The 20,851-nt window shown below is 55.1% G+C and carries 12 protein-coding genes and 5 tRNA genes; 3 read left to right on the top strand and 14 right to left on the bottom strand.

All coding sequences use genetic code 11. From position 1 onward, the window contains the following. Positions 1-142 precede the first annotated feature (142 nt). The 10 genes from tuf to K239x_RS18840 all read right to left on the bottom strand — a co-directional run bounded on the left by tuf (position 143) and on the right by K239x_RS18840 (position 9,365). Positions 143-1,339: an elongation factor Tu gene (gene tuf, locus K239x_RS18885; protein WP_145419747.1), complete on the bottom strand. Its 1,197-nt coding sequence runs from the start codon at positions 1,337-1,339 to the stop codon at positions 143-145. Between the two features lie 560 nt (positions 1,340-1,899). Then, positions 1,900-1,971: transfer RNA gene (locus K239x_RS18880), tRNA-Thr, on the bottom strand. 2 nt (positions 1,972-1,973) lie between these two features. After that, a tRNA-Gly gene (locus tag K239x_RS18875) sits at positions 1,974-2,044 on the bottom strand. Between the two features lie 82 nt (positions 2,045-2,126). Beyond that, positions 2,127-2,208: transfer RNA gene (locus tag K239x_RS18870), tRNA-Tyr, on the bottom strand. Between the two features lie 94 nt (positions 2,209-2,302). Then, positions 2,303-2,375: transfer RNA gene (locus K239x_RS18865), tRNA-Thr, on the bottom strand. A gap of 306 nt (positions 2,376-2,681) precedes the next feature. Beyond that, the gene (locus tag K239x_RS18860; RefSeq protein WP_145419746.1) at positions 2,682-3,545 is read right to left on the bottom strand and encodes an MBL fold metallo-hydrolase; all 864 of its coding nucleotides are present in this window, start codon (positions 3,543-3,545) and stop codon (positions 2,682-2,684) included. Positions 3,546-3,756: 211 nt separating this feature from the next. Further along, a complete protein-coding gene (locus K239x_RS18855; RefSeq protein WP_145419745.1) occupies positions 3,757-5,091 on the bottom strand; it encodes a hypothetical protein in 1,335 nt (444 codons plus the stop codon). Next, complete coding sequence (locus tag K239x_RS18850) at positions 5,081-7,705, bottom strand: hypothetical protein (RefSeq protein WP_145419744.1); 2,625 nt, start codon at positions 7,703-7,705, stop codon at positions 5,081-5,083. The genes K239x_RS18855 and K239x_RS18850 overlap by 11 nt, the downstream gene beginning before the upstream one ends. Beyond that, a complete protein-coding gene (locus K239x_RS18845; RefSeq protein ID WP_145419743.1) occupies positions 7,705-8,832 on the bottom strand; it encodes an ABC transporter ATP-binding protein in 1,128 nt (375 codons plus the stop codon). Before K239x_RS18845 ends, K239x_RS18850 begins: the two co-directional genes overlap by 1 nt. 113 nt (positions 8,833-8,945) lie before the next feature. Next, positions 8,946-9,365 carry a GntR family transcriptional regulator gene (locus tag K239x_RS18840; RefSeq protein ID WP_145419742.1) on the bottom strand — a complete coding sequence of 140 codons (420 nt, stop codon included), beginning with the start codon at positions 9,363-9,365 and terminating at the stop codon, positions 8,946-8,948. A gap of 423 nt (positions 9,366-9,788) precedes the next feature. On the opposite strand from K239x_RS18840, the gene K239x_RS18835 reads away from it, so the two are divergent. Both K239x_RS18835 and K239x_RS18830 read left to right on the top strand, forming a co-directional pair. Beyond that, positions 9,789-9,872: transfer RNA gene (locus tag K239x_RS18835), tRNA-Leu, on the top strand. A gap of 171 nt (positions 9,873-10,043) precedes the next feature. Beyond that, a complete protein-coding gene (locus K239x_RS18830) occupies positions 10,044-10,781 on the top strand; it encodes a hypothetical protein (protein ID WP_145419741.1) in 738 nt (245 codons plus the stop codon). A gap of 322 nt (positions 10,782-11,103) precedes the next feature. Here K239x_RS18830 and K239x_RS18825 read toward each other — a convergent pair whose 3' ends face one another. Genes K239x_RS18825 through K239x_RS18805 form a run of 4 tightly spaced genes read right to left on the bottom strand, consistent with a single transcriptional unit; the run spans position 11,104 to position 19,664 of the window. Next, positions 11,104-12,309 carry an alpha/beta hydrolase gene (locus K239x_RS18825; protein WP_145419740.1) on the bottom strand — a complete coding sequence of 402 codons (1,206 nt, stop codon included), beginning with the start codon at positions 12,307-12,309 and terminating at the stop codon, positions 11,104-11,106. An 11-nt stretch (positions 12,310-12,320) separates the two neighbouring features. Continuing rightward, positions 12,321-12,659 (bottom strand): endo-1,4-beta-xylanase, encoded by a 339-nt coding sequence (locus K239x_RS28825; protein ID WP_419189149.1) that lies wholly within the window; start codon positions 12,657-12,659, stop codon positions 12,321-12,323. Between the two features lie 30 nt (positions 12,660-12,689). Continuing rightward, positions 12,690-19,181, bottom strand: a complete 6,492-nt coding sequence (locus K239x_RS18810; RefSeq protein ID WP_419189148.1) for a PVC-type heme-binding CxxCH protein — start codon at positions 19,179-19,181, stop codon at positions 12,690-12,692. Between the two features lie 42 nt (positions 19,182-19,223). Next, positions 19,224-19,664: a MarR family winged helix-turn-helix transcriptional regulator gene (locus tag K239x_RS18805; protein ID WP_145419739.1), complete on the bottom strand. Its 441-nt coding sequence runs from the start codon at positions 19,662-19,664 to the stop codon at positions 19,224-19,226. Positions 19,665-20,138: 474 nt separating this feature from the next. On the opposite strand from K239x_RS18805, the gene K239x_RS18800 reads away from it, so the two are divergent. After that, a complete protein-coding gene (locus tag K239x_RS18800) occupies positions 20,139-20,657 on the top strand; it encodes a hypothetical protein (RefSeq protein WP_145419738.1) in 519 nt (172 codons plus the stop codon). Positions 20,658-20,851 lie beyond the last annotated feature (194 nt).

Genomic DNA, 20,851 nt, shown 5'->3' with positions numbered 1-20,851 from the left:
AAACCGCAACTCCCAATAATGCCCAATGACCAACGGTCCTTTATTCGGAGCCCGCTGGCCATTGTTGGCTTTTTCAATACTGACTCGTCAAAAACGATCCGTATCGATTGGTCATTGGATCAATTTCTCCAACAGTCGAGATTTACTCGACGATCTTGGTGACAACACCGGAGCCGACCGTACGGCCACCTTCGCGAATCGCGAAACGAACACCGTCGTCCATTGCGATTGGCTTGTGAAGCTCAACAGTGACTTTCACGTTGTCGCCTGGCATGCACATTTCTGCGTCGACCAAGTTAGCTGTTCCCGTTACGTCCGTTGTACGGAAGTAAAACTGAGGACGGTAGCCGCTGAAGAATGGCGTGTGACGGCCACCTTCGTCTTTGCTCAAGCAATAGACTTCAGCTTCAAACTTGGTGTGCGGGTGAATCGAACCTGGCTTGGCCAAGCACTGGCCACGCTGGATGTCTTCACGCTTAACACCACGAAGCAGGCAACCGACGTTGTCTCCGGCACGACCTTCGCCCATTTCCTTGCGGAACATTTCGACGCCTGTGCAGGTCGTCTTCACGGGAGCTTCGGTCAAACCGATGATTTCGACTTCTTCGCCGACTTTCACAACGCCACGCTCGATACGACCGGTAGCAACCGTTCCACGACCTTCGATCGAGAACACGTCCTCGATCGCCATCAGGAATGGCTTGTCGTCTTCACGAACAGGCTCAGGAATGTGGCTGTCCAACGCGTCCATTAGATCGCTGATGCCCTTGCTGGCTTCAGGATCCGATGGGTTGTTGTAAGCAGGCAGTGACGAACCACGAACGACAGGAACGTCGTCGCCAGGGAAGTCGTACTTGCTCAGCAATTCGCGAGCTTCTAGTTCGACCAATTCCAACAACTCTTCGTCGTCGACCAAGTCGCACTTGTTCAAGTAAACAACGATGTAAGGCACACCAACCTGACGAGCGAGCAAAACGTGCTCTTTTGTCTGTGGCATTGGGCCGTCAGCAGCCGAAACGACCAAAATCGCTCCGTCCATTTGGGCCGCACCCGTAATCATGTTCTTTACAAAGTCAGCGTGGCCCGGGCAGTCAATGTGGGCGTAGTGACGCTTTTCTGTTTCGTATTCAACGTGAGCAACGGCGATCGTAACCGTCTTCGTCGCGTCACGAACGGTACCGCCCTTGGCGATATCCGAGTAACCCTTCGCTTGAGCAAGACCCTTGGCAGCTTGTACTGCAAGAATCGCACCGGTGGTTGTGGTTTTGCCGTGGTCAATGTGGCCGATAGTACCGACGTTGACGTGGGGCTTGGTCCGTTCGAATTTGTCCTTGGCCATTTTTCTAATTCACCTACATCTGGCAGCACCCTTACCAATCAGAGATACGCTCCGTCTGGCCCATAACAATGGCGACCGTGTTCACACCCACGGGGATTCACCAGTGCCTGGTCGCACTGCCATTTTCTCGTTCAACAAACGAAACAATGGAAAATTGTGATGCCCCACAGCGGGACTCACAGAAGTTAATTCATAAGTACTGGGGCGTTGTTATAACGCCACCTCCGCAGAATCAGCAACTGATCCCACGGTGGAGCGTAAGTTGTTGCGGAAAGTGCTCTGGCTTGCAATTGCTGATTGGCAAAAATTAAGCTTTCGGAAAGCATTTCCGAGGAAAAATTGCCTCTCACGCTTCTCTTGCTTGACTCAAGCCGTGCGGCATCCCCAGCTCAGTGCGTCACGCTCGATAAACCAGACGGTTTAGGTGCTGTAGCAGGTTCGCAGAGAGCGAAACGAATTTGTCAGCAGATCGCGCAGCAATCGCTGCTTCTTCTGACTGGCCGGCGTCGTCGACTGCCTCCTCCGGGAGAATTCTCCTGGGACGCCACTACCCGGCAGAAAGCTAGAGGGGGGATTTGAACCCCCGACCTCGTCCTTACCAAGGACGCGCTCTACCCCTGAGCTACTCCAGCGAAGCGGGTGAAGGGAATCGAACCCTCGTATTCAGCTTGGAAGGCTGCTGCTCTACCATTGAGCTACACCCGCATGGCACGGCAAAAGCCGCGAATCTCGAATTTGAAATCTCAGATCTCAGATCTCAAATTCGCGGCATCAGCCGCGACTCTAATGGGGGCTACAGGATTCGAACCTGTGTAGGCATAGCCAGCGGATTTACAGTCCGCCCCCTTTAACCACTCGGGCAAACCCCCATGTATCCAATCTCTAAACTAAACGATCTGTTCCCAACGTGTTAGGGCACAGACCGTTTCCTCTTGTCTTCGCGAGCCGAACTCGCCTTTTTAAAGCTAGCGGAGGGATTCGAACCCACGACCGGCTGATTACAAATCAGCTGCTCTGCCAACTGAGCTACGCTAGCGCTGGACTTATCTTATCGACGGTTCGACGATCGAATTTAACCGCAGTTTGAATTCAAACCACGATATTTCTCCGTTTCGTCCAACGAACCCTTGCTGCAACCGACCAAAACGTCCGTGTCTCGGGTCGCTCGTGACTAGGCTAAATCTCGTCAGCGGCAGAGTTTACCGATCATGGCGATTGGGGCAAGACGCATTTGGCTCCCTGGCCGCGATTTCGCCCTTACTGATCAGACGAATCCACGATGCGAAGGGTTCACTGCTCAAATCCCCGTACTCTGGCAGCGATTTCCGGGCGAATCTATTCGCTAGAACTCCACCACCATTTCGTCATCCGCCAACAAAACATCCGCCTTCACCTTCGCCGCAATCAAATCACACTGCGTCTGAAAGTCGCCCGGCAGCGGATTGGCGACCTTGGCCTTCTTGCCGGCAGCCAGATTCTCGTCGGCCAACTCCGTGACTGGCTCCGTGACTGGCTCCGTGACTGGCTCCGTGACTGGCTCCGTCCCGATCAGAGGATTGACATGCGTCACCAGTAGTTTCTTGGGAGCGACTGCCGCCGTGATTTCTGCCACACGGCTGGTCCAGCTGTGCCCTGTTTTTTCGGCCCATTGGATCATCGAATCGTCAAAATAGCATTCGTGCATCAGTAGGTCGGGTTTGCCGCACCAGTCGATTCCTGCTTGGCTGGCATCACCTGTTGTGTCCGTCAAATAGACCAGCGATTTCTGGCTCCCTTGCCAATCCAATCGGTAGCCGACCGAGCCGCCAGGATGCTCCTGTGGCCGCCAAGAAACATTGGCATCTCCGGCGCAAAAGTTCTCTAAATCGTCGATCGGCAACCACTCAGCATCCAATTCGACCGGGAAAATTAGCTCGCTGAATAAATGCGTTCGCACCGCATCCAGCTTCGCGGCCTCGCCCCAAATCCGTAGCTTTTTGACCGGCCGTTGGTAGAACACATCCAGCAAAAACGTCAGCCCACAAATATGATCCAGGTGGGCATGGCTCAGCAGCACATCAATCGTGTCGGTCTGAATCAGCGGTGCCAGCCGAAAGATCCCCGTTCCCGCATCCAGCAGGACACCAGATTCGGGCAAGAAGTAACACGACGTATGCCGTTTTGTATTGGGGTGAAACCCCGCTGTCCCCAAGCAGTGCAGTCGCATCAATGACCTTTCGCAGAAGTGGGGACGAGAATGTTCCGGGGTCGCAAATGCATCCGTCGCGAACGAAACACTCGGCATAGACGAGCATGCCAATCAAAATAGTTTGACAGCATGCGACTCGTCGCTCAACTACCGCTACGAAATAATCCCCTCGTCAGGCCAGTCAGAAACAAGATTGCTTCGTTGGGCTCTGGCATGGCGAAGTTGGCTTTTAAGGGGTCATGACGACGATTAGATGGCTTTCGTCGGCCGATCCGTTTTCCGGTTCGCTACCGATTTCCAGGCGATTGTCGTCTCGGGGATGGATTCGGATGCGTTTGTCAGGGCCGTTTCGCAGTCGCGATTCAGGGAGTCCGACGCTGGAAAATTGCTCTGGCAGGCTTGGCCACTCTCCGTGGATTCGCCGATAGCGACGCGATGCCAAGGTCGTTAAGTACAAATTTGAGTTCGATCGCATCCGGGCCAGCCAGAATTCCAAGTTCTGGTTCACGTTTTGCGTTGCTTCCCAAGTTACTTGGTCGTCCAGCATGCCATTGCCCATCCAGCGATCGATCGAAAACGACTTGTTCAGCGGATTGTCGAATTCAGAAAACACTGACCTAATGTGTTTCACTGATCCGATGTCGCTCACCAGATTTGTCTGGTCGGCAATTCTGGCCAGCGCGTCCAATTCACCACCGGGCGTCATTCGGACCCACTGATGTAGCACCGACAACTTCGGAGTCCCAATTTCCCCGCGAAGCTTCAGCATCCGCAGCGCACTTTCGCCCGCCGTTACTTCTCGCCACATTCGTTCCAGGTCATCATCGCGGCGAAACACTTTTTCGATCTCATCGAGCTCGGCATCGGACCATTGGTCATGCTGCAGCGACATCAACGCAACATACTGCATCACGCCAAAACTGCCGTGTCGCGAAGAGGATTGTGCGAGCAGAACGGGTGAACTCAGTTCGCGATCGGGAACCAACAAACGCTGCGCAGTCTGCAGGGACCGAATGGCTCGCTCGTTATCGCCCGCGTGAAACGCATCGGCAAATTCGATCATCAATAGGCGAACGACCGAACTCATTTGTTGAAACTCGACCGTTTGCAGTTCCAGCGACTCCTTGCCCAGCGGCAACCAGATCGGAGCGTCGCCCGTTGATTCGACGAGTGACTGCATCGATTCGATGATTGGTCCCGCTGATTGCAAGTACTGTGAAGCAATCAGCTGCGATGGCCAGTCCTGGCCAGGCGGGACGATCCATTCCATGTCAGGTGAGATGGCTTGCACGATCTCGAAGTTCAGTTTTTCAACCCTCTCGGCCGCGCGCAAGATCGACTCCCACTTTGCAGTCTGCTGCGTCGAAGCGTTTGCTGGATTGATCAAGTGGGCCGACACTTCCTTCAGCGGCGCTCCAAAGACTTGCCTCTCTTTTGTCGGAATCAATGCTTCATTGCGTTTCCACGCGATCGCGCCGGCGGCGATCACGCCGGCCAGGCACACGATCGGTATCAACGGCAGCCAGCGATAGACGGCGCCGACAAGCGTTCTGTTACTGCTCACGGTATTGCTCCCGAAGTTGATCGATTTTGGATTCCCATGGCATTCCCCAATAACGAGAGGGATACCTGGCATAGGTGTGCAAAGTCACGATGGCGGGCTGCGATCGAAACTCACGTGAGTAGATGCCATTAAGCCCTTGCGTTTCATCGTCGTCTTGGAGTCGTCGGATTTGCTCAAGCCATTCAGGGGCGTTGGGGTTCTCCGTCGCCTGCAGCCCAGCCTTTACCAACATCTCTACCAAGCGATCACCCGCCCAAGCTGACAGCGTTGGCGACAATCCCATGTGTTCGATTGTAAATTGCCCATTGGCAAAACTGTGGGGCCCGCGGTGCTTGGCGTTCGCTGTTCGGTAGTCAGCCCATGTCAAAAGGATTGCTCGGCGGCGTGCTTTGTTTCGCTCAGCGACATTCGGCAGCCTGCCCAGAGCCTCTCTCGCGGCGGACCGGAATTGATCACTCACACTTGGCTCGCTCAATAAGTCCGCGAGCCAGATTTCCAGCACGTCGGCCGTGTCCTGCGTTGTCCAGTCACTGCTTCGGCGAAAACCAGCCACCGCGAACGATACAACGCGGATCCATGCCGCCAACTCTGCATTCGATTTAGCGGGCGTTTGTTCAACAGCCGGATCATCGTCTGTCGATCGATCCGCAGCATTGGCGCTGGTGTGACGTTGGCTGGTGTGACGTTGTTTGGCAAGCTCCATCGCTCCCAGTACGCGCGGCAGCCACTCGCCACTAAATGCGATCGCCGCCGCATCGGGACGTTGCTCCAATTCGTCAAGGCCTTTGATCACTCGGTCCGGCATATTCGATCGGGCCGCAACTCGGGCGCTAATGTCGTCCACCAATCCCGGAAAGTCGCTCAGTGCAACGAGTTGACGGTTCGCGTTGGAGGGCGCGTTGTATTGTTCCACGTACTCTTTGAACTGTTGGTTTGACGTGGCAAGGTCTCCCATTCGCACCAGTGCCAATGCGACGCCGCCGCGGCGAGATTGATCCAGTTCAGCGGTTTCGTCGATCAGCTTTGTTCGCGTTGCACGCGACATCGAATCGATCGATCGCAATTGGATCATGGCTGGCACCAATGGCACGACCAAGATCATCGAACCGGCAATCGCACTGATCGCAAAGTTGATCAGTCGTGGGCGATCTTCCATAAAACGTCGCATCAACAACCACGTCGTCAGCAGAGGCACAGCAATTCCGATCGGAGCTACCAGCCAGCGCGGCGCAGCCAATTGGCCGTGCACATAAAATAGCCACGCCAGTATGCCCAGCGACACGATCGGCGAAAGCAAGTACGTAATCACCGGTCCGCGAACCAGTTGGCTAAACCACTGGCCAACGCAGTACGAAACTCCGCCAATGAAGATCAGTGTCAGCGGAGTCGGCAGGCCAATCGCCCAGCGTTCACTTTGCGAAAGTGGATCCAGCGCAAACGGCAAACTCACCGCCGCCGTGTAGCACACGGTCATTGCACTGAGCACGCTAACGAACGGAATGTGACGCGCCAGAAAAACTCTTGTCGGCGACGCTCCGTGGTCGGCTAGGAATTTCAGTCGCTCGCTCGATCCATCCCCTTGAAAAACAGTCGCTCCCAGCCAGGTCACGGCAATCGGCGACAGCAGCGTGCTCGCCAAAAATAGTCCTGCCTTGGGAAAGTCAATCTCCAGGATCGCGGCGGACAGCGGCAGCACAAATCCTGCTGCCAACGCCAGCGACAGCACCGCGATCGTCAAGGCCGACGATCGAAACGTCTGCCAAACCAACGCGGAATGCAAATCGCTCAGCATGGTCGATTGCCAAATTTCGCTGTTCGGCAACACCGCTGGTGCCGTGTCCCCGATGGCCAATGCGTCTCGCCGACTGCGTACCGTTGGCTCGCTCGGCAATAGCACGCGTCGCGCTGCTGCATTGGCAAACCAAGCCGCAATTGGAATCAATACCACCGTTAGCCAAAATGCGTTTTGCACTGTCGTCTGGGATAGTCGCTGTTCGTTTCCCAGAGCCAAGCACATGGCAATTGGGAGGCAGCCAATCGCCGCCATCAAACCGATCGAACGCAATGCCGATTCGCATTTCCACGACGCCAGAAAACTGACGATCAAAACGAATACGCTCTGCGCAATCCAAAACGGAACGCTCGTCGGCAGGACCTGAAGTTGTTGCGACGCGGACATGATCTCGCTGAGTGACCAGCTGATTTGATCGGGCCATTGTCGGTCCAGGATGACCAGGCAGGCCAGCGAGAGCGCCCAGGCAAACGCAAGCCATGTGGCCGCGACCGCCAGCTTGATTCGCCATAGTCGGGAGGGCGTAATCGGTAGCGTCTGTATCCAGTTGAGTGTTTTGTGTTCGCGTTCTTGGCCGATCAGCGTCAGTCCCAGTCCGGCCGCAAACAGCGTCGGAAAGACAAGTGGAAAATAGGCCTCCGTGGCGCCCGAAATTCCAATGTGATCAGCGCCAACCGTCCCGCGTAACAGCAATACGAAAAACAGAATTCCCATCATGGCTGCGAACAGGGGTGCCACAAGCCGGTTCTCTTTCCAGACCAGCCACCGCAGCGAATCGAATTCGCCACCAGCACGCTTCTTCTCAATCAACGAAGTGCTCATCACAGTGCCCCCACTTCGCCAGTTCGTTCTTTTCCCCTGGTCAAAACGGAGCCGTCATTCCGCTCCCGCACCGTAGAATTGCCCGTATCTGAGGTGTTTCGGGGATCAGCCGCGTTGCCGGGACCTGCGACGTTCCCGGAATCTGAAGGAGGTCCTTGGTCGTCGTCACTATCGGAGCGGCGATCCGAACCGCCATTTGAATCGCCACTGTTGCTCTCCGAACTAGGCAACGTGTAGGCGACAAAGATCTCTTCGAGCGTCGCGCTGTGATGCCGAACTTCGGTGACACCTTCTTGCTCTCGCAGTGCGTTGATCATGGCCGGTTGCAGTTGCCGAACAAACAATTGCCGCTGGCGACCGGCAGTGTCTTCGCTCAGAACCGTCGCCGGTGCCGGGAGCCGCGCAATCGCCCGAAGTGGATCGTCCACGTCGATCACCAAACGCGAAACACTGTCGCGAATCTCATCCAACGCACCGACCAACACAATCTTGCCGCGATGTAGGATCGCAACCTGATCGGCCACTCGTTCGACTTCCGAAATTTGATGGCTGGAGAGAAAGACCGTCTGCCCCGTTGCCGCCCGATCGATCATGCTTTCCAAAAAGCTCTTGCGGACTTTCGGGTCCAAGCCCGACGTCGGCTCGTCAAGAATCAGTAATGAGGGATCGTGCGCAAGAGCCAGCGACAGGGCAACCTTGGCACGTTGTCCTTTGCTTAGATGCTTGATCTTTTGGTCTGCGCGAATTTCATAAGCATTGATCGATCGTTGGTAGCGCTCCAGAAAGGCAGCGTCGTACAGGGACGCAGCAAATCCGCCGGTTTCAGCCACCGTCATCCAGGGGTACAGCGATGGGGCATCCGATACGTAGCCGATTTGCCGGCGAACCTGATCCGGCTGCCGAGCAGGATCCAGCCCACAGACGCGAGCCGACCCGTCGGACGGCTTTTGAAATCCGGTCAAGATTCGTATCAGCGTCGATTTGCCGGCACCGTTTTCGCCCAGCAGTGCAAACACGCTGCCGCGATTGACTTGCAGGTTCACGCCACGCAGGGCATCAATCCTGCGAAATTTCATTTGCAATTTTTCAGCTTCAATGATCGGCAAGTGATTCGCTTCAGCAGGCATCAGAGAATTCCCAAGAAGAAAAAGGTGTGATCAGCAGGACGGAAAACCAAAGTCGCTCCATCAAGCTTTAACGCATTCGCCCGCAAATTTGGCGGTCAGGAAATGGCAGTCAGTCATTCGTTGCCAGCCGCGTTTTGATGAACGGCCGGCTCGATCTTTACTAGCTTGGCCAAGTGCTTGTCGACGATCGATTGGATTTTCGATTGTTCCAGCCCCGCGTGCCAAGCTTCCCCGATTGCCTCGCCGATCCGCTGAGCGATTTCGGCGTCGCGGTGTTTGCGACAGATCGCAGCTGCACCCCGCGACACTACCATGCCGCGACCGCGGAGCTGTTCAATGATGCCGTCGGTTTGCAGAATCGAAAATGCTTTTACGACCGTGTTGGGGTTGATGGTCCACTGAGTGCTCAGTGCACGAGCGCTCGGCAGAAGTTGCCCGCTGCGTAGCGTCCCCTCTGCCACGGCAAATTTGACCTGCCGAGCGATCTGCAAATAGATCGGCACATCGCTGTGAACATCAATGGAAACAAACATGCAATACCATCCGTCAACAAACTGGCAAACTGGTGTGTTGGTTATGTAATACACCAGGCGGCAGGCGTTGTCAAACCAAAAGAGTCAAGTCGGCGAAAGATTCACGCATTCGATGGCAAGTGGAAATTCGCTGCGCCCAGCCAGTCCCACCCAAGCTCAGTTCCCCAGGCAAGCCCAGTACCTGCTCAGCCCGCGTCAGTCCGGCCTTCACATCCCGTCAGCACCTAGCTCTCGCAGGATTCCCCCAGTCCTGTGCGCCAGTCCTGTGCGCCAATCCTGGGCCCAGTTGGATCACCCTCATTGGAAGGTTCTCAACCGGCCCATCGTCGGTCAAAAATCGGCGAGACGACCAGCACTTGCGAGAAATAAGCCATTTCGATACTCTTTGCCCGCCAAGGCCAGCAACCAAGTTGGTCCACGATCGCGGATGTGGCGGAATTGGCAGACGCGCTAGATTCAGGTTCTAGTGCCCGCAAGGGCGTGGAGGTTCAAGTCCTCTCATCCGCACTCGGGAAATTGCAGGGTTTTCGCTCAAACAGCGGAAACCCTTTTTTCGTGTCGCTTTCAACAAGTGACAAAACAAGTGACATCGTTGGTTTTCCATTGGCTTTGCGTCGCTGGTCGGAGCCAGTGGATGTTCCCTAGGCTCCGTATATCCCATTCACGGAGCCCAGCCCAATGGCATCACTGCAACAAGAACCAACCGGCACCTTCCACGTCGTCTTTCGCCTCGACGGCAAGCGGTACAAGCGATCCCTTCGCACCAAGATCGAATCGAAGGCAGCCGCTCGACGCGACGAGATCCAAGAGACAATCAATTTGCTCCGCCGAGGCCGGCTATCGGTCCCCGACGGTGTCGCAGCGATCGACTTCGTGATGAACGACCCAAATGTCAGCGTAAAGCCAAAATCGGCCCCAGCTGAATCTCCAGCAAAAGCCGAGTCGCCAAGTATCCCAGCTCTCACACTGAAAGAGCTGTTCACGAAATTCTTCGACGCCATGCCGCCTGGGATACTGGAAGACACGACACCTAAGACGATGCGGCTACACGTACGCCACCTGATCCGCATTCTCAAAGCTCGATGCAAAATCCAGCAACTGACCAAGCAGGACCTGCAACGTTGCATCAACAAACGGGCTGCTGAGAAAACGCAGTACATCGTCGATAAAACACTCCCCAGATCGAAGCAAAAGCGAACGCCCGTCTCCGCGACCACGATCCGCAAGGAAATTGTTACGCTTGGCACCGTGTGGCGGTGGGCCGAAACCGAACCACTGGTCAGCGGAGCCTTTCCCAATCGCGGTCTACGTCTCCCCAAAACTGACGAAAAGCCGCCGTTTCAGACTTGGGAAGAAATCGAACGACAAATCAACTGCGATTCGCTTGAACAGCTGGCAACGCCGATCTTTCCGTAAACGCCACGCCACCGTGTCGTTTCAATTCTTGAGGCAGAAGTGAGCGACGACGACATCCTGGAGGCCGTGCGTGAAGTAACACGCCAAGTCAGCGAGGACAACACGGTCTAGAACGGTCAACACTTGACCGGATGAAACGGCCCGTTTTCCGCATAAGGATGCGGCGTTTCTAGAGGTTTTTCTGGGAAACTTTTCCCGAAAACGGCATCCATCTAATTTGTCCAATCCAATTGGCGACAAATCGCGAACAGATCCGCGACGAACGTCTGAAGCACGTTATGTCGGTTTTTGCGTCGTCCGGTTTCCTGCGTAGATTAGTCGATTAAAGGTGCTGTTCAAAGAAGTCGCGCATCTTCTGGGCGTGGGGAACCCCATGTTTGTCGAAAGTTGCTTTGACTTCCTGGTTTGGCTTCCAATCAAAGAACGCGTGACCGGCTCCATCTACTTGTTCGTAGATGACTTGCTGGCCTTTGGCTTGAAGTGCCCGAACGAAAGCTTCAACGCTTTCGTGCCGAATCAGAAAGTCCTTCGTCCCACGCAGCAGGTATTGCGGAACCTCCCGTGCACTCGCTTGAGGAATATGGTCTTGGGGAGCAACTGCCTCGCTCGCTTGTTCACCAAGACTTTGTACGAATCGCCCTAAATCCTCTTTGGAAAAAACTCCGTAGCTAGGTGCGGCCGCCCTGATCGAAGTGCGTAACTGTTGTCGAATATCAGCCGGGGTTTTGCCCTCGGGTAAGTACGTGGGCTTGAAGTCGAACACTCCTGGTTTGGCACCGAATCCGCCATCGCCAATTCGGTCAATCAAAAGCGAAGCCGCCGCGCTGAGGTGCCCTCCGGCACTGTCGCCCGTCACTCCCACACGATTTGCATCGCCCCCGTAAGATTCCGCGTGCTCGACAATGTGAGCGATTCCACCAAAAACGTCCTCGATGAGATCCGCCATCGAGTTGGGTTTGTCGTCGCCATCTGCATCGCCGATCCATCGATAATCCAGGCTAGCAACCACGAACTTACCTCCCTTGGTCAATTCGCGTGCCAAGCCTCTCATGATGTCTTCGTCGTTGGTGGACCACCCACCACCGTGAATGATCACAATGATCGGCAAACGCTTCGCATCCGTCGGGGAATAGATGTCGTACTTTAAGGGCTTTTTACCTGGTTGAGCGTAGACGACGTTGTGTGTGACTTGGACGTGTTTAACTTCTTTCGATTTGATAAACGAAGCGCCAAGGTGTTTGTCTTGATCGATCACGACTTCGAACTCTCCGGTAAGCGACTCGTGATACATAGCTCCCCATCGGCCCGGAACGGAGTAGTAGACCGAATCGACGGCATACCCATCCAATTCAGTCGCCTTCAACTTGAGCCTCGTTCCCGCGAGAACCCGACCGTCTTCGGGTAAAGGAGGCTCGATGGAGATTGAGCCGTTGATCATCGAATCGACGGTAACCTGATGCATTGTGTCTTGACCGATGGCCCAATTCCCAATGGCGCAGAATCCAAGTACTAGCAAGCGTAGGTTCATGTTTTGGTTCCTCATTGTGTTGGCTTTCCGCCTGCTAATTCGACAATGCTGGCGTAGGCGGGTTTGGTGTTGTTGTTCGCATCAAAGAGCAGCGGATGTTGCCCCCGTCGCGAGGTGCGTCGATCGTTCAGGCCCCAAAACGTAACGCGTTCAATCGCTTCTTCGTGCTTTTTGAAGATGGTAATCAGCTTGCCGTCATTTTCCTGGAAATCGAAATGATACGTTTGCACGCCGCCAGGAGTGTCGAATAGTGCATGCCACTGGCCGGCGATTTCTTCTGCCGACGCAGGTAGTACAAACGCCAACATTGCGAGCAAGCAATACGCGAACAGTTTTTTTGGATTTCTCATGAGCACACTCTTGGACAGATGGCTTCTGGATTATTCAGCTGTGTCGTCGGATGCAAACAACAGGGGCGCCATCTCGTGCAAACTGCGACGCCAAGTATGCCATTCATGTGCCGTCTCGGGTGAGAGGTAGTAGTGGCTGTTGATGCGTGCTTCCTTGAGCGCTTTTGCGTTCGCTTCGGGATCGCCGCCGCGTCGGGGACGCCGTCCGCCGCCGACTTCCTTGCTGCCGTAGCTTACAAAGACCAGCTTGACGGTTTCCTTGAAGCCGTCCGTGTTGTCGACGTCGTCCATGGAGATCGAACCGCCACTGAACAGACCGATGTGCGAAAACTTGTCGAAATTTCGGAGCGTAATTGCTTTGGTTTCCATACCGCCCATGGAAAGACCGGCCATGGCTCGGTTGGGTTGGTCGGTCAGTGTACGGAAGCTGGAATCGACGTACGGGATCAGTTCGTCGACCAGCACCGTTTCAAAATGTTTGATGTCGAAGCCTCCGATTCCGCCCGGCCGTACATCATTGGTCATGCCATAAGTCATCACGATGATGAACGGCTTGGCCTTCCCTTCGGCAAGCAGGTTGTCCATGACCAGACCGGCGTGTCCTTGGACACTCCAGCCGTACTCGTTCTCGCCCCAACCGTGCTGCAGATAGAGGACGGGGTAGCGTTTTGCCTGATCGCTATCGTATCCCGGCGGAGTGTAGACGAATGCACGGCGATCCGTCTTGGTGCTTTCAGAGTAGAACAGGACCTCTCGCAGTTGCCCGTGCGGGACTTTCTTGACCGCGTAAAAATCCTTGTCCTTGGCCGGCACTTCCACGCCGCTGCCCCATCGCATCGCACCAAAAAAGTATTTGCTGTTGGGGTCGGGAACCTTCGCGCCGTCGATGATTAACTCGTAGTAGTGGAATCCTTCGTCTAGTGGTCGAGTGTAACCAACCCACGCACCGTCCTCGTCCTTGATGAATTCACTGCTGTCTCGGAATGTCACACCAACGCTTTTAGCATCCGGCGCGACGATTCGGAACTTGACGCGTCCTTGCGAATTCACTTGCGGGAATTGCTTGCCCGACTGGTTGGTTGTCGCCGGTTGGAAGTCGTCAATGATGTTTGCCGGAGCAGTGCCGGATCGCTTGACGCTTGACGCTTTTGTTTCTTCCTTGGCGTTCCCCTGTCTCTTAGCACCCTCCTGAAATACGCTTTGCGCGAACCAGTACAAACTGCTGCTCCAATGCTGAGGGTCATGGCCGTGTCCGTCGACGTGCCAGACGTGATCGATCTCGTTCTTCTTCAGGAACTGATGGACGTTCTGGCTGACGCGGATTAGCCCGTCCTTGTTTCCGCAGGAGATCCACAGCAGCTTGAGTTTGGCTTTCGCAGCAGCGACGTCGGGAATCAGCTCTTCAGCTCGCTTCGTGTTCGGTGCGGCAGAGAATGGACCGACCCAGGCGAACGTGTCGAGGTTACCGAGCCCAAAGTTAAACGACTGGCCGCCGCCCATCGAGAGACCGGCAATGGCTCGCTTTTCACGACGGGTGTCGACCGAGTACTTCGATTCGATCGCAGGAACCACGTCATTGAGCAAGTCCTTCTCGAAGACCGCGAATGCCGGCGCACTTGCCATGACGTTGCCTTCAGCACGATCGTTCTTTTGTGCTCGACCGTTGGGCATCACGACGATCATCGGGACGGCTTTCTTATCCGCAATGAGATTGTCAAACAGGACATCCGGCGTGGCGAAGCGTTGCCATTCGGTTTCATCGCCACCGATTCCGTGTAGCAGGTAGAGAACGGGATACTTCTTGTCCAATGAATAACCCGGAGGCGTGTAAACGTTCATCTTGCGCGTCGTGCCAACAGTCTTCGATTCGTACTCGATCATCTCCAACTTGCCGCGTGGGATATCGTCACGTTTCGATTTGAAACCTTCTGGTGGTGCGTCGTATGCTGCGACATCGTCCGGCCCGAGTTCAATCGGCCCGCCAAACCCGCCACGACGACGACGCTGCGGTGGTTGTTCGGTGCGTGGTTGTTTGGTGCGTGGTTCATCAGAAACGGAACCATCTTGCATGTTGCGTGCCGCAGGCTTGCCTCCGACAAGCCTTTCGACGGTGGCGGCCATGACGATCGGGGCACTGTTGTCAGCCCCTTTGACGAACTCGATGGTTTGAATCTTGTCTGGACGCTTAGGTTTGACACTAAGATATCGAATCTGTTGACGGCCAAGCCGGAATGCAAATTCACTCATTGGCACATCGGCTCGGCTAATGTAATCCGCGAAATGAACCGCATTAAGCAGTTCATGGTCTTCCGTTTTTCCGTCGTCGTAGGTCAGGCGGACGATCAGCGACACGGTCTTTTCGCTATTGAACGGATGGTTCCAGCCGCCAACCCCGCTCAGCAGATGAATTGCCGCTGCCGACGTACCACATGGCAGCGAAACCGACTTTGGCATTCGCGGAGGCAGCGTACCGTTTGGCCCGTGCAACAGGATGATGTTTGGCTTCGATTTACCTTGCGGGTCGGTCAGCGAGAACGGAACGCCCCTGAAGAGCTTTGGTTCCCAGTCGGGGAAGATCATCCGATCCGGGCCATTGTCGCCATCGTGAAACAACCCCTTGGTGCTGATAGCCGTGGCAATCTTATCCAGCGGCAGCGGGATGTACTGGCCGCCTGCAGTCAGGAATTCCAACAGGTCGGTAAGTTCCTTCTCAGAAATCTGTTTTTCGACACCATCCGGCATCACCGATTTTCGCGAGGCGATCAGTTCTTCGATGTCTTCGCGAGCGACGTTGATTTCTTTCGCTTGCGAATCAACGATTGTGATGGAGGTTCGCGTTTCTCCCGCCAGCATTCCGTTGATGACTTTGCCATCGAGCGTCAACACATTGTAAAGCCGAAAGTTGCCTTCGACGTTTCGTGACGGATCGATGATGTGAGTGAGCAGTTCGTGTTTCGGATGAACGGCCATGCCCGTCAGGTTCGGCCCGATCTTCTTCCCCATCTCGCCGTGCTGATGACAGGCTGCACAGATCTTTTTGAACACTTCGCGTCCCGCATCGACGTTCCCCGTTTTGTCTGTCACGTGCATCAGTGACTGCAATACCTTGTCGCGATCCGCATCCGGCAAGCCACCGCCCATCGCCAACAGTTTCTCTGCCTGAGCCCGAAGGGAGCGGTCAGGAAACGATCGCAATGATTGTTTTTGTTCCAATGACAATTCGGCTAAGTCGAACTGCTTTGCTTCGGCGGCAGCGAGCAGCGATTTGGCCCAGGTCGGCTTGCCCAACACGACACTGAGCGCCGTCGATTTCGTCTTGGGTGTCATGGCGGGCAGAGCTTTGATCATCACTTCGCCTGCAGCATCAGATTCGCTTAACGGCAATGCTTCCAGCAGTTTGTCAACAACGCTTGGTGGCGTCTGCGGAGTCAGTTGGTCGATGATGGTCGCCACGGCGTCCTGATCGGTCGAACGGAAACCGACAAGATCTCGGGCTGCCGAACCACGTTGATCTGCGCTCACGTCCTGGTCTTCGATGACCGCGACCAAAGATTTAGCGATCTCATCGGCGTACTTGTTCAGAGCATTGGTGCCCGTGCGCGATGCAAGCCGCAGCAGTTTCCCTTTCAAGGTGCTGTCGCCGTTCTCAAACGTTTTGACAAACGCTGCATCGAGGGACTCAGTCGACTTTTTCTCATAGTCTGCGGGTAATCCACCCGTCAGTCCGTCGAGAATCGGCGTCGACAGCGCAGGGTTTGCATCGGCCAGATTTGCGATGATCCGCTGAAGACTCTCTGCGTCCGGTTTGGCTCGAGCCAGATGTTCGGTGACCTGCCGTGTGATGCGAAGCACGGCGTTGGACGGCTTGCCCTGTTGCGAGGTTACCTGCTGCAGAAAAGAGACGGCATGATTGGCGGCCGCCGATGTCAACGCGTCAACCAAAACCTTATCGGTCTCGGCGGAAGCCAGATCAGCAACCAACTCACCAGCCTCCATCGAAGCAGGCATGTCGGCCAATGTCAAAATTGCTTGCAGCTTCACTTGAGCATCGCTGTCGCGGAACAATTCGCGATGCTGGAGCAGCAAAGCCAGTCCGGTATCGTCATGTGGCAACACGGCAATCGCATTTCGACGCACTCCAGCGGATGCATGCGCGAGCGCCGTTTGGAGCCCGCGAGTGACGTAACCCGCTGCTTTGAATTGCGGATCCAGCTTGACGTATCCCAATCCGTCCAAAGTGTGCAACGCGTGGATCGCCCCCGCGTTAAGCCCAATTTCATCCACCGATTCATCGGACAGCAACGCCAAAAGACCCTGCAACACGTCGTCCGCGCGGCGTTCAATCAGCAGACGTTGTGCCTGCAGTCGCCACATCAATGATGGATGCTTCAGTTGCTTTAAAAGTTGTTCATTCGGCACATCAGCCAGACTTACGAAGTCGTGAAGCTTCGCGGTTCCACCTTCAGTCGGAACCACGCGATAGATGCGACCGTGCTTTTTGTCGCGTAAATCACTTTCGTAAGCGGCACCCTTTCCAGTCTTGAACCCGTTGGGCGTTGGATTGTGCTGGACGATGTAGTTGTACCAGTCGATCACCCAAACAGCTCCGTCCGGTCCAACTTCGGCCATCACAGGAGCACTCCATTCGTCATCGCTTGCCAATAGATTTATTGGACTAGTCGACTTGTAATTCGCTCCGGCGCGACTCAGTACGAAAGTTCCCACAAGGTGTCCCGTTGGTCCGCAGACAAATGCCGTCCTGTTCCACCATTGCTTGGGGAATGTGCGAGCGGTGTACAAGGCGTGTCCGGCACCAGCCGTGTACCTTCCGTGATGATCCACCTGACGTACGTTCTCGGTGATTGGATCAAATCTCGATGAGTCAGCAATGCTTCCCAGTGTCGATGGCGACCATCCACGCACGGCTTCGTAGTAACGATTCGGGATGGGGACGAACATGCTTGGGTTGCCGTTCGCCGTCGAACCAAAAATCAGCCCTTCTTCGCTGATTCCCAGTCCCCAAGTGTTGTTGTTGCTGGAACGAACGAACTCCAGATCGGTGACTGACGGCGGATCGCTTTGCGAGAGCTTGAAACGAAAGAAGCCCTGCCGAAAACGCTGTGCCTGCTGGCCGTCGAACTTGGGCGCGCTGTTGTTGTAGCCCTGCATGCCCCAGATCCAGTTGTCCAGCCCATAGCGAAGATTACTGACTCCACCGTGTGTGTCTCCTGAGGACCAGCCTGTAATCAGAGTCGTACGCTGGTCAGCCACGTCGTCGCCATCTGTGTCTTTCAAATAGAGCGTTTCAGTCGCGTTCTGAACCACTGCGCCACCACGCACGATCACAATCGCGGTCGGGATACTTAGCCCTTCGGCAAAGACGGTGAACTTATCGGCGACGTGGTCTCCATCAGTGTCTTCGCAAATCCGAATGCGGTCGCGGTCCTTCCCAAGCTCATTCGGATAGTCCAGTGTTTCGCAAATCCATAACCGACCGCGTTCGTCCCAGTTCATCGAAATCGGCTTGGACTCGAAATCATGTTCGTCCGCATATCGCTGGACGCTCAAGCCTTTGGGCGTGACAAAATGCTTGATCGACTCTGCGGGCGAAAGCGTTTTTTGCATCAGGGTTTTAGGATCGCCCTGTGTTCCCCATTGCCGACTTGGGGTGTAGTTCGGGATTTCTGGTCCGACATCGACATATTCAAACTTCGCAACGTCAGTGCGAAGTGCAGTGATCTTTGGAGTTACAAAACGTTGAGCCTCTCGAAACGTCGGCACCTTTCCTGGATCATCGCCGCAAGCCCAGCGAATGCCACGTTCGACGAGATTGTGGAAACCGGGCTGATCGAAGGTTCGTTGATCGTGTCCCCAAGCCGTGTAAAACACTCGCCCTTTGCCATGCGTGCGCGTCCACGTCCAAGGTTCACGCTCGTTGCCGTCCGCTTGATCGCCTTCTACGCGATACTCGAGTACCGTTCGACCTTTTTCGTTATGCAGGTGATGGATATACGTTTCATCCCAACTGGTAAAGCTGCCGTAGCCTTTCATGATCGGATGATCTGCCGCAGCGACTTGCGTTGTAAACACCTGCCCGCCGTGGCGCAGGAACTGCCCACCCATCAAGGCAACGATGTCTTTGTTGTTTCGCCAACAGAATGTGGCGCAGTGCAACGGAACAAAACCTTTGCCGCTGGCAACGTATTCAAGTAACGCTTTCGCCGGCGCGTCGTCGATGCGATCGATATTGGCGTACAGGACAACCCCATCGAACCTGGCAAGCGACTCCGGATTGACGTCGTCCATCCGGTCGGTGTACTTCATTACGATCCCACGCTGCTCCAGCGCAGGTGCAAGATTCTGGAACCGACGCGAAGGTTGATGAGCACCATTGTCGCCGATGAACAGCAGGTTCAGATCGGCGGCCTGAGTGAACGAGGCCGCACACGTTGCCAGGATGACAAAAGCAGCGAACATCCAAATCGCGTTGCCGATCATGGTCGACGTGAATTTCTTTTTCATCGCGGTTTCTCGGTGCTTTGGTTTTGGAAAATCTATTTCTGGCTACGCTGGTTCTGTCACAGTGCCATTCATCGCGTCGACGACTTTGCCCAGCATGCGAACAAACGCTTCACGTTCGTCGACGTCAAGGCTTGAACCGAGGTGTTCGCGGAATGCCTCGGTTTTTCGATGGACTCTTCTGAACGTGCGCCGTCCCTGCGTTGTAATACGAACAAGCCAGGCACGACCGTCGTTCGGATCGGTTTCGCGCACGACGTAACCTGCTTTTTGCAACGATTTCAGCATAGGACGAATCGTATTGGGGTCGGACGCGGCGCGCTCCACCAAATCTCGTTGTGGAACTCCGTCTCGCTCGTCCAGTAACGCAAGCAGTACGAATTGGTTCGCCGTCAGATCGAATGGTGAGAGAGCGGCGTCCGCCTGTCGGTGCATAGCAAGATAAGCACCACGTAGCGCCATGGCGATTTCGTGACCGTCCACCATCGAACTCCTACTCCTCAAGCTGGCTGCAATCTAAGTTGTACGTACACGTACTATTGAATCGTAGTTGCGAGGACATGTCAACGTAATATTCAGAACTAGCTCCAGAACTTGGTGTTTAGCCATCAGGTCGCAAATCCACGACCAACATTCGGTCGATAAGGGAATAGCTGATGAGTAATACAGCGAATTGCATAAGCCGCTTCGGTTCAAATATGGCTTGCCAGGCGTCGACGGACCCGAGTTAGTGGCAGCAGACGAAGTGAACTTACCCGACAACGCAGAAATCATCGGTGTTGAAGTCGACGGCAAATCGTACGCGTTCTCTTGGTCAGCAATGAACGGCGAAACGAAGCACGCCTTACGCCGCGCGATGAATCATCTGGGTTGCAAGGTGCGCATAGGTGCCGGACCGCGCCGGCCTCTAGGTGGTTGTGTCCCCGCTGAATGTTAATCTTGAAGTCGCAATAGATCGCGATGTTTGGCGCCGGTTCAGGACACTTGGCAATTCATCGGTTGGCTGATGCGATCTCGGGTGTCGCTGCCGTCTTGTTGGTCGTGACGACATTGCGTTGGTCGCACGCCCGGAACCTGGGCGACCTAATCTTTGCGGGTTTCGCGAGGGGCATCGCCATCAGCACGAAGTTCACATTTTGTCCCATGCTGGTGATGTGGCCCGCCGCTATATTCGCCTTTCGTTGCTTCTACTGGACAGGTTGGCGTCGAGAGGCCGTGCACGTCCTCGGCGGTCTGTTCCTGCAATGCGTGATCGCGGGGGGTGTGGTGGTCTTAAGTTATGGTGCGACGCAAGTCGGCGTTGGAATCGACGATCATGCGTCTCGCAGTGAAAGGCTGCGTTGGCTCAACTTGCTCCAGCACCAGGGTTTGACAAGCCAACGATCGGCCCTATCGCGAATGCCGTCTCCGTTTCAGAAGCAATTCGTGGTCGGCATTGACGAACAGCAGCGAGATATTGAAAAAGGTTATCCCACCTAGACGCCGACTCTAGTCTGTGCGTGGAGGCATGAGGTTGCATTTGCGGCCCGAATCACCCGGTCGCGTTTCATCATCTTGCCTGCAAAAACCGGCGGCAAGCCCACTTGTCAATGGTGCGGTCCTGACCGCCACCGCATGAGTCGCGTGCGTCTTGTTCTCAACCGCCTTACGTTGAGGGTTTGCGATCGACGCAA

The sequence above is a fragment of the Stieleria marina genome (genome assembly GCA_007741555.1).
In the GTDB taxonomy this organism is placed as follows: domain Bacteria; phylum Planctomycetota; class Planctomycetia; order Pirellulales; family Pirellulaceae; genus K23-9.
Note: the sequence above shows the minus strand (reverse complement) of the source record. Positions and strands in the feature narration are given on the sequence as shown.